Annotated in this window: 18 protein-coding genes; 10 read left to right on the top strand and 8 right to left on the bottom strand. The window is 66.1% G+C overall.

Going from position 1 to position 13747, the window contains the following annotated elements; translation table 11 throughout:
- Positions 1–53 precede the first annotated feature (53 nt).
- Positions 54–884 carry a helix-turn-helix domain-containing protein gene (locus E8M83_RS19360; protein ID WP_137174989.1) on the top strand — a complete coding sequence of 277 codons (831 nt, stop codon included), beginning with the start codon at positions 54–56 and terminating at the stop codon, positions 882–884.
- A gap of 90 nt (positions 885–974) precedes the next feature.
- On the opposite strand, the gene E8M83_RS19355 is transcribed toward E8M83_RS19360, so the two are convergent.
- The 3 genes from E8M83_RS19355 to E8M83_RS19345 all read right to left on the bottom strand — a co-directional run bounded on the left by E8M83_RS19355 (position 975) and on the right by E8M83_RS19345 (position 3123).
- Positions 975–1289 (bottom strand): hypothetical protein, encoded by a 315-nt coding sequence (locus tag E8M83_RS19355; protein ID WP_137174988.1) that lies wholly within the window; start codon positions 1287–1289, stop codon positions 975–977.
- The gene (locus E8M83_RS19350) at positions 1249–1569 is read right to left on the bottom strand and encodes a hypothetical protein (RefSeq protein WP_137174987.1); all 321 of its coding nucleotides are present in this window, start codon (positions 1567–1569) and stop codon (positions 1249–1251) included. Before E8M83_RS19350 ends, E8M83_RS19355 begins: the two co-directional genes overlap by 41 nt.
- A gap of 216 nt (positions 1570–1785) precedes the next feature.
- Positions 1786–3123, bottom strand: a complete 1338-nt coding sequence (locus E8M83_RS19345) for a GIN domain-containing protein (protein ID WP_137174986.1) — start codon at positions 3121–3123, stop codon at positions 1786–1788.
- Positions 3124–3352: 229 nt separating this feature from the next.
- Here E8M83_RS19345 and E8M83_RS19340 point away from each other — a divergent pair, with 229 nt between their 5' ends.
- The 5 genes from E8M83_RS19340 to E8M83_RS19320 are packed head-to-tail and all read left to right on the top strand — an operon-like array spanning position 3353 to position 6939.
- Entirely contained in the window at positions 3353–3829 is a 477-nt protein-coding gene (locus E8M83_RS19340) for a hypothetical protein (RefSeq protein WP_137174985.1), read from the top strand.
- A gap of 13 nt (positions 3830–3842) precedes the next feature.
- Complete coding sequence (locus E8M83_RS19335) at positions 3843–5474, top strand: AAA family ATPase (protein ID WP_137174984.1); 1632 nt, start codon at positions 3843–3845, stop codon at positions 5472–5474.
- Position 5475: 1 nt separating this feature from the next.
- Positions 5476–6174: a general secretion pathway protein GspB gene (locus tag E8M83_RS19330; RefSeq protein WP_137174983.1), complete on the top strand. Its 699-nt coding sequence runs from the start codon at positions 5476–5478 to the stop codon at positions 6172–6174.
- On the top strand, positions 6161–6724 hold the full coding sequence (mobB, locus tag E8M83_RS19325) for a molybdopterin-guanine dinucleotide biosynthesis protein B (protein ID WP_137174982.1): 564 nt from the start codon (positions 6161–6163) through the stop codon (positions 6722–6724). Before E8M83_RS19330 ends, mobB begins: the two co-directional genes overlap by 14 nt.
- A gap of 23 nt (positions 6725–6747) precedes the next feature.
- Positions 6748–6939: a YjfB family protein gene (locus E8M83_RS19320; RefSeq protein WP_137174981.1), complete on the top strand. Its 192-nt coding sequence runs from the start codon at positions 6748–6750 to the stop codon at positions 6937–6939.
- 129 nt (positions 6940–7068) lie between these two features.
- On the opposite strand, the gene E8M83_RS19315 is transcribed toward E8M83_RS19320, so the two are convergent.
- The 3 genes from E8M83_RS19315 to fumC form a co-directional block, all read right to left on the bottom strand.
- The gene (locus tag E8M83_RS19315; protein WP_137175091.1) at positions 7069–7353 is read right to left on the bottom strand and encodes a DUF883 family protein; all 285 of its coding nucleotides are present in this window, start codon (positions 7351–7353) and stop codon (positions 7069–7071) included.
- A gap of 146 nt (positions 7354–7499) precedes the next feature.
- On the bottom strand, positions 7500–7712 hold the full coding sequence (locus E8M83_RS19310; RefSeq protein ID WP_137174980.1) for an RNA-binding S4 domain-containing protein: 213 nt from the start codon (positions 7710–7712) through the stop codon (positions 7500–7502).
- Between the two features lie 103 nt (positions 7713–7815).
- Positions 7816–9210, bottom strand: a complete 1395-nt coding sequence (gene fumC / locus E8M83_RS19305) for a class II fumarate hydratase (RefSeq protein WP_137174979.1) — start codon at positions 9208–9210, stop codon at positions 7816–7818.
- Between the two features lie 87 nt (positions 9211–9297).
- Here fumC and E8M83_RS26125 point away from each other — a divergent pair, with 87 nt between their 5' ends.
- Positions 9298–10464 carry a hypothetical protein gene (locus E8M83_RS26125; protein WP_206077493.1) on the top strand — a complete coding sequence of 389 codons (1167 nt, stop codon included), beginning with the start codon at positions 9298–9300 and terminating at the stop codon, positions 10462–10464.
- A 344-nt stretch (positions 10465–10808) separates the two neighbouring features.
- On the opposite strand, the gene E8M83_RS19295 is transcribed toward E8M83_RS26125, so the two are convergent.
- Positions 10809–11084, bottom strand: coding sequence for a flagellar protein FliT (locus tag E8M83_RS19295; protein ID WP_137174978.1), 276 nt, complete (start codon positions 11082–11084; stop codon positions 10809–10811).
- A gap of 236 nt (positions 11085–11320) precedes the next feature.
- Between E8M83_RS19295 and E8M83_RS19290 the strand changes: the two genes are divergently transcribed.
- Both E8M83_RS19290 and E8M83_RS19285 read left to right on the top strand, forming a co-directional pair.
- Complete coding sequence (locus E8M83_RS19290) at positions 11321–11947, top strand: bifunctional 2-polyprenyl-6-hydroxyphenol methylase/3-demethylubiquinol 3-O-methyltransferase UbiG (RefSeq protein WP_137175090.1); 627 nt, start codon at positions 11321–11323, stop codon at positions 11945–11947.
- Between the two features lie 72 nt (positions 11948–12019).
- Positions 12020–12196, top strand: coding sequence for a CsbD family protein (locus E8M83_RS19285; RefSeq protein WP_137174977.1), 177 nt, complete (start codon positions 12020–12022; stop codon positions 12194–12196).
- A gap of 107 nt (positions 12197–12303) precedes the next feature.
- Here E8M83_RS19285 and E8M83_RS19280 read toward each other — a convergent pair whose 3' ends face one another.
- Entirely contained in the window at positions 12304–13401 is a 1098-nt protein-coding gene (locus E8M83_RS19280; protein WP_137174976.1) for an AI-2E family transporter, read from the bottom strand.
- Between the two features lie 182 nt (positions 13402–13583).
- On the opposite strand from E8M83_RS19280, the gene E8M83_RS19275 reads away from it, so the two are divergent.
- Positions 13584–13747, top strand: a 164-nt coding sequence (locus E8M83_RS19275) for a CsbD family protein (RefSeq protein ID WP_137174975.1), incomplete at its 3' end; no start/stop codon positions are given.

Below are 13747 nucleotides of genomic sequence, written 5' to 3'. Positions count from 1 at the left end.
CTTGAGTCAGTCGAACGGCTCAGCCACAATCACGGCCAACCCGACCAGGAGGCATGATGCAGCCAGCCAGCACACCCTACTTCAGCGATTTCGCGGCCGCGCTGCGCTACTGGCGCGGACGGCGCGGCCTGAGCCAGCTGCGGCTGTCGGTCGAGGCCGACATCTCGCAGCGCCACCTGAGCTTTCTCGAGACCGGCAAGGCGCAGCCGGGGCGTGACCTGGTGCTCAAGCTGGGCATGGTGCTCGACGTTCCGCTACGCCAGCGCAATGCCATGCTGCTGGCGGCCGGCTTCGCCCCGGCCTACCGCGAGCGCAGCCTGTCGGATCCGGACATGGATGCAGTCAAGCGCGCGCTCGACTTCATGCTGGCGCAGGCGGCGCCGTATCCGGCGCTGGTGGTCGACCGCCTGTGGAACCTGGTGATGTTCAACGAGCCGGCGGCGCGCATGATGCGCCACTTCCTGGGCATGCCGCCCGGCGCCGTGATCCCGCGCGATGGGTCGATCAATGTGCTCAAGCTGACGCTCGACCCGAACGGCCTGCGGCCCTGCCTGGTCAACTGGGAGGCGGTCGGCGCCGACCTGCTGCAGTGGGTACAGCGCGAGGCGATGGGCGACGGGCCGGGCAGCGAGTCGACCCGGCTGCTGGACGAGCTGATGGCCTTGCCCGGTATCGCGGCGGCGGCGCGCCAGCCCAATCTCGACCAGCTGGCCCTGCCTTTCCTGCCGATGACCCTGCGCAAGGACGACCTCGAGCTGAACCTGTTCACCACGATCACCACCCTGGGCACGCCGCACGACGTCACGGTGCACGAGTTGCGGCTGGAGTCCTTCTTTCCGGTCGATGCGGTGAGCCGGGCCTGGTTTGAGACGCCTGTTTCTTAATATGACGCAACTGCGCCTGATTCAATGTTCGATATTAAAGTTAAAACAAAATACTTACTCAAAGAAATTAGCTAATCCGGAGAAACAAATCTAAACGGCGGCGAGCGGTCTCACGATGAACCAGCCGATCTCGATCGCCATCAACAGGATGCCAAGCAGTTTGAAGAACAGGTGATACACCATCAGCGCGATGCCGATGAACAGCACCAGCCGGTAGGTCCAGGTGGCCAGCGCGAAGCCGATCAGCCAGCGCCGCATGCGCGAGCCCATGGTCGGCTTGGTGTCCGGTTCGTACAGGCCGAAGAAGGTGCGGCGCAGCGCCGCCCGCGCCAGCGCTGAGCTGCGCTCGTGCAGGTTCGGTAGGTTAAGCGCATCCGACAGCAAAAAGTAGCCGTCGAAGCGCATGAAGGGGCTCAGGTTGATCGCCAGCGGGGACCGCTTGCTTCCACCACGGCGGCCTGGCGCTGGCCACGCGCTGGCGCAGCGCCTCGCGCCCGCCGGCGTCCTGTGCCACCAGCTGGTGCTGGCGCAAGAAGTCGAGCAGCGCCTCGGCATCGGCGGGCAGCGTGTCGAGCGGGGTCTCGGTCGCGGTCTGGCTGCTCAGTTCCTCGAAAGTGGCGCCCGGCTGCCAGCGGCTCAGGAGCTCGAACTCCATCCAGCCCAATTCGAAGAAGCGGTTGCGCACCGGATCGTGGATGCGCCACGACGGCGCCCCGTCCCGGGTGGGGCGGGGCGGGCAGCAGCTGGAGATCCTGGCGCAGCGCGGGCAGCAGGCTGGGTGCGGGCGCGCTCGCAGGTGGCGATAGAACGGCGGAAGAAAGCATCGCCGAGACTGTACCGCAGGTCCCGGCGCAAGGTCAAAACGGCGTGCCGCAAGAGGCGGCAAACCGTTGTTTGGCATCTACTGCGGCGCCTCGCTGCTGCTGCGTCGTTGCACGACCAGCAACTGGCCATCGGCGCCGCCGGCGCGTTCGGCCACGTGCACCGCTGCGCGTCCGGGACCGGTGACGACGATGTCGGTGCGGCCGGCCGTGAGGCGCTTGCCGTCCAGGGCGCCCGAGCCGCTCAGCCGCGCATGCACCTGGTCGACCCGGCCGCCGATCTCGGCGCCGCCCGGGCCGTCGGCGACGAGCGCGAAGCGCTTGCCGTCGATGTCCGCCTTCAGGCTGCCCGAGCCGCGCAGTTCGGCTTCCAGCGTGTCGGACACATGGGCCAGCTCGACGCCGCCCGGGCCGCGGCTCTTGAGCGTCGCCTTGCCCACCTTCAGCCCACCGCCGTCGATGTCGCCCGAGCCGCTCAGGTCGGCCCTGAAATCGGCCACCGTGCCACCCAGCGTGGCGTCGCCCGGGCCGTCCATGCGCAGGGTGGCGGCCTGCGCCTGCAGGCCGCGCGCCGTGAAGTCGCCCGAGCCCTTGATCTCGGCCTCGAGATGGGTGATGGCGCCGCCGACGCAGGCGCTGCCCGGTCCGCGCTGGCGGGTGCTGACGCGCCCCGCGGCCAGTTCGCAGGCATCGAAGTCGCCCGAGCCGGCGATCTCGGCGCGCACTTCGGCGCTGCTGCCGCGCAGCCGCATGCCGCCCGGCCCGGTCAGGCGTGCGGTGAGCTGCTCCAGGCGCAGGCCGTCGGCCTCGAGGTCGCCGGAGCCGGTCATCGTGACCTGGAGCGAGCCGTCGACATGGGCCAGCCGGACGTCGCCGGGACCGTCCATAACCAGGTCGACCTGGCCGGCGCGCACGCGGTGCAGGTCGGCGTCGCCGCTGCCGCCTACCCGCAGGTCGAGCTTGCGCACCGCGCCCGAGGCTTGCAGGTCGCCGGGACCGTCGACGTCCAGCGCGATGCGCTCGCCGTTGACCTGCTCGAGCGTGACGTCGCCGCTGCACGCCATCTTGATGCTGGCCAGCTGCGGGGCGCCGATATCGATGGTGACGGCCTGGCGCCGCTTGCCGAAGCCGAACTGGAAGCTGCGGCTGTTCGCGGGCCGCACCACCAGGGTGTCGCCGCGCACGAAGGTCTCGACGTCGTCGAGCTGCGCCCGCTCGCCCGAAAGCCGCAGGCCAGACCTGGCCTGGGCGTCGATCGTGACGTCATAAGGCCCGTGCAGCTCGATGGCGCTGAAGGCGCCGATGCTGCGCTGTTCGGTGATGCGCCTGGCCGGCGTGTCGGCCTGGCTGGTGTCGATGGTGAGCAGCAGGGTGCCGGCTGCGGCGGCAAGCAGGGTGGCTTTCAGGACGGTGTGCATATCGTTCTTGGCCCGGAGTCGATGGGAGACTGGACGATACGGCAAGCGCCGGCGCGGCGCATGATGAAACCGACAAGATGGCCGATTCGGGGGGCCAACTGCGGCTGCACGCGATGAACCGTGCGGGAGTGTCATAATGTCGGCATCGTCGAAGGGGAATATTGTCGTGATACGCCATCCAGGACTGCGCCGGCCGCGGGCCGCCAGACTGCCATTGACCGCCTGGTCCATGCCTCGGTCCCTGCTGCGCGCGCTGGCGTTGCTGGCGGGGCTGGCATGCGCCGGCGCAAATGCAGTGGCGGCGCCGTCGACCTTCGGCCCCGTGATCGGCAGTGCGCTGCTGTGCCGTAGCCAACTGGACAATGCCTATTTCCATGCTTACCTGACCCAGGCCTTCGGCCCGGCCTACAAGCGCGAGGGCGGGGCTTACTGGTTCAAGGCCGAAGCCACGCTGTGGGGCGCCCAGGTGAACGAGGTGATGGTCAGCGACGATACCAGCAACCTGGTGTTCGTGGCCGCCGTCGTCGACAGCACGCCCGAGGAACTCGAGAAATCGGTGCGGGCCGGCGCCGGCATCGCCTACCGGCCGGTCGACGCTTCGCGCCATCCTTTGCGCAAGTCGAACCCCGGCAGCACGATCGCCTACGCCAACGACAAAAGCAAAATATACTGCGCGAAGTTCAAACCGCAGCCTCCCGGCCGCTAGCGCGTACAACCTTATGTACAACCATTATTTCCAGCTGAAGCACGCCCCGTTCTCGATCGCGCCCGACCCGCGCTACCTGTTCATGAGCGAACGCCACCGCGAGGCCCTGGCCCACCTGCTGTATGGCATCGGCAGCGGCGGCGGCTTCGTCCTGCTCACCGGCGAGATCGGCGCCGGCAAGACCACCGTGTGCCGTTGCTTCATCGAGCAGGTGCCCGAGAATTGCCGGCTGGCCTATATCTTCAATCCGCGCCTGAACGCCGAAGAACTGTTGCAGACGATTTGCGACGAGCTGCACATCGCGCTGCCGGCCGGCGTGAGCGGCGTCAAATCGTATGTCGATGCGATCAACCGCTACCTGCTCGAATCGCATGCCCAGGGCCTGAACAATGTGCTGGTGATCGACGAGGCCCAGAACCTGTCGAGCGAGGTGCTCGAGCAGTTGCGCCTGTTGACCAATCTCGAAACGAGCGAGCGCAAGCTGCTGCAGATCATCCTGATCGGCCAGCCCGAGCTGCGCACGATGCTGGCGCGGCCCGAGCTCGAGCAACTGGCCCAGCGCGTGATCGCGCGCTACCACCTGGGGCCCCTGTCCGAGAGCGAGACCGGCGCCTATATCGCGCACCGGCTGGCGGTGGCCGGCGCGGCCGGGATGCCGTTCCCGCCGACCCTGAGCCCGCTGGTGCATCGCCTGGCGCACGGCGTGCCGCGCCGGATCAACCTGCTGTGCGACCGCGCACTGCTGGGTGCCTATGTCGAGAACAGCCCGCAGGTCACGCGCGCCATCCTGCAGAAGTCGGCCGAGGAAGTCTTCGCTGGCGAGCCGGCGGCCAGGCCGCTGCGCTGGCCGCTGCTGGCGGGCGGGGTGCTGGCCGGGGTGGCGATCAGCGCCGCGGCCTGGCAGATGCTGCCGCAGCACACGCCGCCAGCCGTCACGGCGCAGGCGGCGCCGGCCGGCGTCAAGCAGGTGGCGGCCAAGCCGGCGCCGGCCAGGGCCGCCGAGGTGGCGGCCACGCCGGCTGGCGGGGCGGATTTCGCGAGCGGCAAGAGCGAGAACGATGCGCTGCGCGCGCTGGCGGCCCTGTGGGGGCCGTCGTTCGCCGGCATCGGCGGCGCGAACCCGAAGGCGACCTGCGAGGCGGCGCAGCGCGCCAACCTGCGCTGCCACCAGGGGCGCGGCGGCCTGTACGAACTGCGCCTGCTCGATCGGCCGGCGGTGGTCACCCTGCACGACGGCCCGCGCACCGGCTATGCGGTGCTGGTCGGGATGGACGAGGGCAGCGTGCTGCTGGCGGTGGACGGGCGCCGCGAACGGGTCGCCATTCCCGCCTTCGTCGCGCGCTTCGGCGGCGAATTCACGACCTTCTGGCGCATGCCGGGCGCGTTTCGCGATGTCGTGGGGCAGGGCGACCGCGGCCCGGACGTCGACTGGATCGCCCAGCGCCTGGCCGGCCTGAACAAGGCCGGCGCGCCGGCGCTCGACCAGCCGCTCGATGCACGCACAAAAGAGTGGTTGCGTGCCTTCCAGGCGGCCCAGGACCTGAAGGCGGACGGCGTGGCCGGACCGCGCACCTATATGCGTCTCAACCAGTTGTCGGGCGTGGTCGAGCCGCGCCTGCTGGCCGCCAATGGGACGGGAAACTGATATGTCGTACATCCTCGAAGCACTCAAGAAGGCCCAGGCCGAACGCCAGCTCGGCAACGCCCCGACGATCCATGCGCCGCCCCCCGTGTATGCGGCGCCGGAGCGCGCGCAGGGCGCGAACCGGCGCACGCTCATGATCGGGCTTGGCCTGGGCGCGCTGCTGGTGGCGGCGGCTGCGCTGTTGTGGCTGCGCCAGGGAGGCGAGCAGCCGGTGCAACTGGCGGCGGCGACAGCGCCTGCGCCAGTGGCGACACCTGCGCCGAACCCTGCACCCGTGGTGGCGGCCCCGCCAACTGCCGCGCCGGCGCCGGTCCAGCGCGAAGTCGCGCCGGTGATGGCGAAGCCGGCGCCAGCCCCGGTCAAGGCGAGCCAGCCGCGTCCCGCAGCGCCGGCCGCGCCAGCGGCCGAGCCTGTCCGGGCAAATCCGGAACCGGCGCCCGCGCCTGCCCCCGCCGCGCCCGCCGGCGACGAAAGCCTGCGCAGCCTGCAGCAACTGCCCGAAGCGCTGCGGCGCGAGATTCCGCCGGTGACCTTCGGCGGCTACATCTATTCGCCGACGCCGGGCGAGAGCCTGCTGCTGGTCGACAAGATGCTGCGCCGCGAAGGCGAAGAAGTGGCGCCGGGCCTGGTGCTCGAACGCCTGACGCCCAAGGCGGCCGTGATGAACTACCGGGGAACCCGCTACCGTGTCGCGTACTGATCAGGGCCCGGGCCCGGTGCTGGGCGTGGTGGGCTGGTCGGGCAGCGGCAAGACCACCTTGCTGGAGCAACTGGTCGCGCGCCTGGCGCGGGACGGCTTGCGGGTCAATATCGTCAAGCATAGCCACCACGACATCGAGCTCGAGCCGCCGCGCAAGGACAGCGCGCGCCTGCGCCAGGCCGGGGCGGCCGAGGTCATGATCGCTTCGCCATACCGCTTCGCCATCATGCGCGAGCTGCGCGCCGCACCCGAGCCGGCGCTGCACGAATTGCTGGCGCGGTTGTCGCCGGCCGACCTGACCCTGGTCGAAGGCTATAAATGGGAAGCCTTGCCCAAGCTCGAGGTGCACCGCCCGGCGCTGGGCAAGCCGCCGCTGTTTCGCGATGACGCGAGCATCGTGGCGGTGGTGTCGGACGTGGCGCGGCCGCTTGACGCCCGCGGGGAGCTTGCCTGGCTGGACTTGAATGCGCTGGGCGGGGTGGTGGACTGGTTATGCGGCTGGTTAAAGACGCGCCCTCAAGTTTTGGTCGATGGGGTCGTTAAAGAGTGACAAGTCTTTTTCTGGAGAGGTAAATGGACGTTACGAATATTGCCAAGCTTTCAACCAGCATGGCCGAAACCGGTATCCGTCAGGAAGTGGGCATGACGATGCTCAAGAAAGCGATGAACATCGAAGCTGCTTCGGCCGCCCAGCTGATCCAGTCCCTGCCGCAGCCGCAAAACCTGCCTGCGCACCTGGGCAATACGATCAATACGAAAGCCTGACGGATTCGACGCCTCCAACTGGAGGCCGGCGCGAACGTTAGTGGTTAACGCCGGACCGAAGATCGTATGGAACTGCGTTTTACCTCATGAAACCCGGCCTCGAAGCCAGGTTTTTGCATTGGTCGACGCTCAGTGAAAGGCGCGCAGGACGCGTGCTTCGCCGGACATGTCGCGGTAGCGGTCGTTGGCGGCGCGGGTGGCGGCCATCATGCGCTCAAGTTGTGCGTCTTCGAAGCGGGACAGTTCTTCGTTCGCCGCTTCGAGGGCGAGCGACAGCTTGGCACGCGCGTTCTGGTACAGGGCGCTGGAGTAATGATCGGTGTTCTTGAGCAGCTCTTCCGCGTTTTCGATCACGAGCCGCAGGTCGCCGATCAATTGCTCCTGCGTTTGAGCATGGTGTTCCGGGGTTTCCATCGCCTTCACCTCTAAGCCGTATGTGTGACGTCTTAAAATATAAACAAGGAAGCCCCGCTCTGTTTGTTAGTGCGCAAACATACGGCCACCGCTTCGGGGCCCTGTTTCGTCGCACTACAACGCCCATGTGATGGGCGCCAGACAGATTACTGCACGGTGATGCGCAGATCGCCGACCGCGACGGTCTGGCCGCTGCGGATCTTGGCCGTCTTGCGCAGCTCCTGTTTACCATCGACCGACACCGCGCCGCTGGCGACCATGTTCTTGCCGGCGCCGCCGCTGTCGACCAGGCCGACCAGCTTCAGCAGCTGGTTGACCTCGACGAATTCTGATGTCAAATCGAAAACTATTTTTTGCATTCTATCCTCGGGATGGTGAAGGCGGCGTACGATTGATGAGGCCGTCTAATGTTGACGCAGAAGCGTGTAGGGTTGGCAGCTCCGCCGCCGACCCCACGTCAAGTCACACCGGATCCGGACGGGTCATGTCGATCGGCACGATCCACTGGTCGAACTGTTGTTCGTCGACGAAGCCGCTCTGCAGGGCGGCCTGGCGCAAGGTCAGGCCGTCCGTCGATGCCTTCTTGGCGATCTGCGCGGCGCGATCATACCCGATGTGCGGCGCCAGCGCAGTCACCAGCATCAGCGATTTTTCCATCAGCTCGCCGATGCGGACGCGGTTCGGCTCGATACCCTGGGCGCAATGCTCGTCGAACGAGCGCATGCCGTCGGCTAAGAGGCGCGCGCTTTGCAGGAAGTTGTGCGCGATCATGGGCTTGAACACATTGAGCTCGAAATTGCCCTGCGAGCCGCCGACCGTGATGGCGACGTCGTTGCCGAACACCTGGCAGCACAGCATGGTCAGCGCCTCGCACTGGGTCGGATTGACCTTGCCCGGCATGATCGAGCTGCCTGGCTCGTTCTCGGGGATGGTGATCTCGCCCAGGCCGGAGCGCGGGCCGGACGCCATCCAGCGCACGTCGTTGGCGATCTTCATGAGGGCCGTGGCCAGGGTCTTGAAGGCGCCGTGGGCGGCGACCATGGCGTCGTGGCCGGCCAGCGCCATGAATTTATTGGGCGCGGTCTTGAACGACAGGCCGGTGCGCGAACCCAGTTCGGCGGCGATGCGCGGGGCGAATTCGGGGTGGGCGTTCAGGCCGGTGCCCACGGCGGTGCCGCCGGCCGCCAGCAGCAACAGGCCGGGCAGGGCGGACTTGAGCTGCTGTTCGGAATATTCGAGCTGGGCCACGTAGCCGGAGAATTCCTGGCCCAGGGTCAGCGGGGTCGCATCCTGCAGGTGGGTGCGGCCGATCTTGACGATCGGCTCGAAGTCGCGCGACTTGCGCAGCAGGGTGCCGCGCAGCTGGGCCAGCGCCGGTAATACGTCCTTGGCCAATGCCCAGGCGGCGGCCACGTGCATGGCGGTCGGGAAGATATCGTTCGACGACTGGCCCATATTGACGTGGTCGTTCGGGTGCAGCATGCGGCCTTCGCCGCGCTCGCCGCCAAGCAGCTCGGAGCCGCGGTTGGCCAGCACTTCGTTCATGTTCATATTGCTCTGGGTGCCCGAGCCGGTCTGCCACACGGCGAGCGGGAATTCGCCCGGGTGGCGGCCTTCGAGCACTTCGTCCGCAGCCCGGATGATGGCGTCGGCCTTGTCGCTCCCCAGCTTGCCGAGCGAGCGGTTGACCGCCGCCGCGGCGCGCTTGACCTGGGCCAATGCCGCCACCAGCTCGGGCGCCATGCGCTCGCTCGAGATGTGGAAGTGGTGGAGCGAGCGCTGCGTCTGCGCACCCCATAGACGATCGGCTGGCACCTCGATCGGGCCAAAGCTGTCCTTCTCAATCCTGTTTTCCATAGACATTCCTGTTATGCAAGGGGCTGGGATTAAAGAGTTTATCGCAATGTCCGTTAATTACGCTTGGCTCCTCTCTTGTTATTCCTTATGGCTAGCCGCCTCCCCCTGATCATTGCTTGTGCGCTGCTGTCTGGCGCGGCCGGCGCAGCCGAACTGGGCGAACCGCAGATCCGTTCGTATATCGGCCAGCGACTCGCGGCCGACATCGAACTGACCGCGCTCGACACCCCGGCCACCCCGGTGCACGTGCGCCTGGCGCACCCGAACGTCTATCGCGGCGCCAATATCGGCATGCCGCACGTGCTGTCGACCCTGAACATGACTGTGACGCAGCAGGGCGGCCGCCAGTTCCTGCACGTCACGTCGCTGGCCCCGGTTGAATCAAGCCGGCTGCACTTGTACCTGGAACTGGCCGATGGCGGCCAGCGCAATGTTCGCCTGGTGACCTTGCTGATGGCGCCGGACCCGAATCCGCCGCCTCCGCCGGCGCCGGCCAGGATCCCGGCGCCGGTCGTGGCCGGGACGCCCGTGCCGGCGCCTGTCGCCCCAGTCGTGGCCAAGCCGCCGCGACCGCGTCCGGCTCCGCCTGCCAAGCCGGTCGTGGCGAAGGTCGCGCCGGCGCCGAAGCCGGAACCAAAGCCCGAACCGAAGCCGGAGCCGAAGCCTGATCCGAAGCCGGAGCCGATACCGCAAGCGCGGCCGACACCCGCTGTGGAGCCGAAACCAGCGCTGCCTGCGTTGCCCTTGCCACTGGCAGCCCCGGCCGCCCCGGCAGCGCCGGCCGCCTGCACGCCAGGCATGGGCGTCGACCGTTCGACGGTGTGCGCCGCGCTCGACTACAAGAATGCGCAGCTGCGCGAACAGATCGGCCAGCTGGAAGACAAGGTAAAAGTACTGCAGGTGGCGCTGGGCGCCAGTCCGGCCGCGGTCGGCAAGCTGCGTCCGGCGGACCCGAACAAGCCGCATCCGGCCCGGCGCCGTCCGGCCCTGGAGCCGGAGCCGGCAACGCCGTGGGGCTGGATCGCCGGCGGCCTGGTCGCGGTGCTGGCGCTGGCCGGCGGCGCGGTCGTGCTGCTACGCCGCCGCAAGCGCGCAGGGCAGATCCAGCCGATGCACGGCGTGCCCCTGATGGCCCGCCTGCGCCAGCGTTTCGCGCGCAAAAAAGCGGACAAGAACGCGGCCAAGAACGCGGCCCAGGAACCGGTCGAGCCGACGCTGGAGGAAGCTGAACAGGAAATGTCTACACAAGTTTGATTTTGCGTTATACTTGACTTGTGATCGACGAGATCACAGACGGCGCAGGGTCTGGCGCAGCCACCATCGATAGCGTGGCGCGGCAAGCAGACGATCGTTGATGAAACGCCTGTGACCGGAAGCAGTCCATCTGCCAACAGCGGCAGTGGGCGCCGGGAGCAACCGGCAAGAGGCGACGCCAGCAGATAGCTGGGGATCGTCCTCCACCCAATTCGCAGCCGAGCCCCTGGCTCGGCAGCCTCCAAAGCGCCCGATGGGCGCTTTTTTTTCATCCACACCTTTCCGACCCGCTCGGGCAACAAAAAAGGCACCCGCAGGTGCCTTGGTCCAGGATTCGCCGGAAATCAATGCGCGTGCAGGGCGCGGTCCAGCTGGCAAGGTTCGGTCACGTCGCGGATAGCGCGGTCGTTGGCCATCAATTGCTTGAGCAGGTCGATCTTACGCAGGCGCTGGGCGCCTTCCAGGGCTGGCACGCCGGCGGCGGCGCTGCGCGCTTCGACCTTGGCTTCCATGTTCAGGTTGGCAAACTCGTTCCAGTCACCGGCCTTGGCGGCTTGCGACATCTGACGGGTCAGGCCAGCCAGGTTTTCGTACATCGAGAGGGCTTCGTTTGCGTTCATCTTGCCACCAAAACAATGAATTTCAGGCCGGATTACCGGTTGTCTGATTCATTTACGGCGGCTCTTCTGGGAACTTTAGGGTGGTTCCTGAATTTTTTTAATTTTTTTTCTCAGGCGGCCGGGCGGCCCCGACCACGCCTTTGCCCTGCATGCCGTGCGCCGCCGTTGGATGGCATACTGTCGTCATGAATCATCATGATAATCACGAAGAAATGCACGAAGAAATGCACGACGAAATGCACGACGAAGTGCACGACGATATCGCGCGCCGCACGCTCGCGCACTACGAGCATCACGCCGAATCCTTCTTTGCCGGCACGGTCGACCACGATGTGAGCCAGAACATCGCGGCCCTGCTGGAGGCGATCGAGGCGCCCGCGCCATACACCATCCTCGACCTGGGCTGCGGCCCCGGGCGCGACCTGAAGACGTTCAGCGCGCTCGGCCACCGCGCCATCGGCGTCGACGGCAGCGAACGCTTCGTCGCCATGGCGCACGACTACAGCGGCTGCGAAGTCTGGAGACAGGATTTTTTGCATCTCGACTTGCCGCCGGCGATGTTCGACGGCATCTTCGCCAACGCCGTGCTGTTCCATGTGCCGAGTGCGGCCTTGCCGCAAGTGCTGGCGCAATTGTTCGCCACACTCAAGCCGGGAGGCGTGCTGTTCAGTTCCAACCCGCGCGGCGAGAACCAGGAAGGCTGGAATGGCGCGCGCTACGGCAGCTACTACGACTACGCTACCTGGGAGCGCTTCCTGCTCGCGGCCGGGTTCAGCGCCCTGCATCATTACTATCGTCCGCCCGGCTTGCCACGGGAACAGCAACCATGGCTTGCCAGTGTCTGGCGTAAGCCTGTTTGTTAAGCGTCGAACAGAACCGTCTGGCAGGTACTCGTACGATCAAGGCTCATCCACGTAACAGGCAAGGAGATTGCAATGAACAAGGATCAAGTCAAAGGCAAGGCAAAGGAAATCGGCGGTAAGGTCCAGCAAAAAGTCGGCGAAGCCGTCGGCAGCCGCCAGCAGCAGAGTGAAGGCCTGTCGAACCAGGCCGAGGGCAAGGTCCAGAAGAAGGTTGGCGACGTGAAAGAAATCGCCAAAGGCAACCGCTGATCTGCTTCCTGCCCAATGACAAAACCGCGCAATCGCGCGGTTTTGTTTTTTGCGCTGTCTTTCACAAGAACCTTGCACCATGCGCAAGGTTCCCGGCCCAGCACGTATCAGTTTGACCCGACCCCTTTCGCCGGTCTGTCTCCCAGTACATCTTCTATATAGAGCATCTTGACCAGCACCGACAGCACGGCCGCCAGTGGCGTCGCCAGCGCCACGCCGGCAAAGCCGAACAAGGTGCCGAAGACCAGTTGCATCACGATCACCAGCGCGGGCGGCAGGTCGATCGCCTTGGCTTCGATCATCGGCTGCAGCACATACCCCTCGAGCATATTGATCGCCGCAAACAGCAGCAGGGCGTATAGCGCCATGTCGGGACTGATCGACAGCGCCAGCAGCACCGCCGGAATGCCGGCCATGATCGGGCCAAGATAGGGGATGAAGTCGAGCAGGCCGGCGATAATGCCCAGGATCAGCGCGAGCGGCACCCCCAGGAGGCTCAAACCGATCGCGGTCGTCGTGCCGACGATCAGCATCGACAATGCCTTGCCAAGCAGCCAGCTCGACAGCGTATCGCTCATCTCGTCGATCACCTCGCGCGCCCGCCCACGCTTGGATTGGGGGATCAGTCGGATGAAGCCGCCGGTATAGACGCCCGGTGTGGCGGCAAAATAAATGCCGACGAAGATGATGATGACAACATTGCCGAGCGCGCCGAGCAGGCCTGTAAAGAACAGGCCGGCATTCGGTACCATCGCGCCCATCTGCCTGGTGATTTCTTCGGTCGACGGCAAGTCGGCCACCAGGCGCTTGATCAGGGGATGTTGTTCGACCTCGCCCTGCAAGCGCTCGATCGCGGCCGGGATCTCCTTGGCCAGCTGGGTCGACTGCTCGGAAATCTGCGGCGCCATGGCCCAGCCGCCCAGCCCGATGATGGCGCCGAGCACCAGCACGACGATGCCGAGCGCCAGCTTGCGTTTGATCCCGAAGCGGCGATGCATGATCTCACTCAATTTATAAAGCAGGATCGCGAACAGGATGCAGGCGAACACGAGCAGTAGCGCATCGGCGGCGAGCACGACGGCAGCCAGCCCCAGCACGAAGAGAACGGCGATGCCGTTGACGAGGGTAACGCGACGCGCCAGGCGGCGCTGGGCTTGCGGCGCTTCCGGCGCTACTTCAGGAGGATGCGTATTGTTGTTATTCATGGTGATTTCTCTTCTTGAACGGCAAGCCGCGTTGCAAAAAGATTAGCATTCAAGCCACGAAAATGTCGCGCGGATGAGCACGGATGCCTGTGTGCGTGCGCTAACAGATGAGCAGCCGCGATCGGCGTATTCTGGACTCATCGCATGGCCACCCCGGCATGTCTAACTCAAAGGAGAGCACCATGAACAAGGACCAAGTCGAAGGTAAACTGAAAGACGTTGGCGGCAAGATTCAGGAAGGCGCCGGCAAGCTGGTCGGCAGCACCGAACAGCAGGCCAAGGGCCTGGCGAACCAGGCCGAGGGCAAGACCCAGGAAGCCTACGGCGACGCCAAGGAAGTGGTCAA

The organism is Massilia sp. HP4 (genome assembly GCF_005222695.1).
Classification (GTDB): domain Bacteria; phylum Pseudomonadota; class Gammaproteobacteria; order Burkholderiales; family Burkholderiaceae_D; genus Telluria.
The sequence above is the reverse complement of the archived record's forward strand: the minus strand, read 5'-3'. Positions and strand labels throughout refer to the sequence as shown.

Coding starts and splice junctions, on each gene's coding strand:
- E8M83_RS19290 (WP_137175090.1), top strand. CDS start 11,321: ATGCACGACGAAGTGCACGACGATATCGCGCGCCGCACGCTCGCGCAC.
- E8M83_RS19335 (WP_137174984.1), top strand. CDS start 3,843: ATGTACAACCATTATTTCCAGCTGAAGCACGCCCCGTTCTCGATCGCG.
- E8M83_RS19340 (WP_137174985.1), top strand. CDS start 3,353: ATGCCTCGGTCCCTGCTGCGCGCGCTGGCGTTGCTGGCGGGGCTGGCA.
- E8M83_RS19330 (WP_137174983.1), top strand. CDS start 5,476: ATGTCGTACATCCTCGAAGCACTCAAGAAGGCCCAGGCCGAACGCCAG.
- E8M83_RS19285 (WP_137174977.1), top strand. CDS start 12,020: ATGAACAAGGATCAAGTCAAAGGCAAGGCAAAGGAAATCGGCGGTAAG.
- fumC (WP_137174979.1), bottom strand. CDS start 9,210: ATGGAAAACAGGATTGAGAAGGACAGCTTTGGCCCGATCGAGGTGCCA.
- E8M83_RS19320 (WP_137174981.1), top strand. CDS start 6,748: ATGGACGTTACGAATATTGCCAAGCTTTCAACCAGCATGGCCGAAACC.
- E8M83_RS19345 (WP_137174986.1), bottom strand. CDS start 3,123: ATGCACACCGTCCTGAAAGCCACCCTGCTTGCCGCCGCAGCCGGCACC.
- E8M83_RS19310 (WP_137174980.1), bottom strand. CDS start 7,712: ATGCAAAAAATAGTTTTCGATTTGACATCAGAATTCGTCGAGGTCAAC.
- E8M83_RS19355 (WP_137174988.1), bottom strand. CDS start 1,289: ATGCGCTTCGACGGCTACTTTTTGCTGTCGGATGCGCTTAACCTACCG.
- E8M83_RS19295 (WP_137174978.1), bottom strand. CDS start 11,084: ATGAACGCAAACGAAGCCCTCTCGATGTACGAAAACCTGGCTGGCCTG.
- E8M83_RS19315 (WP_137175091.1), bottom strand. CDS start 7,353: ATGGAAACCCCGGAACACCATGCTCAAACGCAGGAGCAATTGATCGGC.
- E8M83_RS19280 (WP_137174976.1), bottom strand. CDS start 13,401: ATGAATAACAACAATACGCATCCTCCTGAAGTAGCGCCGGAAGCGCCG.
- E8M83_RS19360 (WP_137174989.1), top strand. CDS start 54: ATGATGCAGCCAGCCAGCACACCCTACTTCAGCGATTTCGCGGCCGCG.
- E8M83_RS26125 (WP_206077493.1), top strand. CDS start 9,298: ATGGCTAGCCGCCTCCCCCTGATCATTGCTTGTGCGCTGCTGTCTGGC.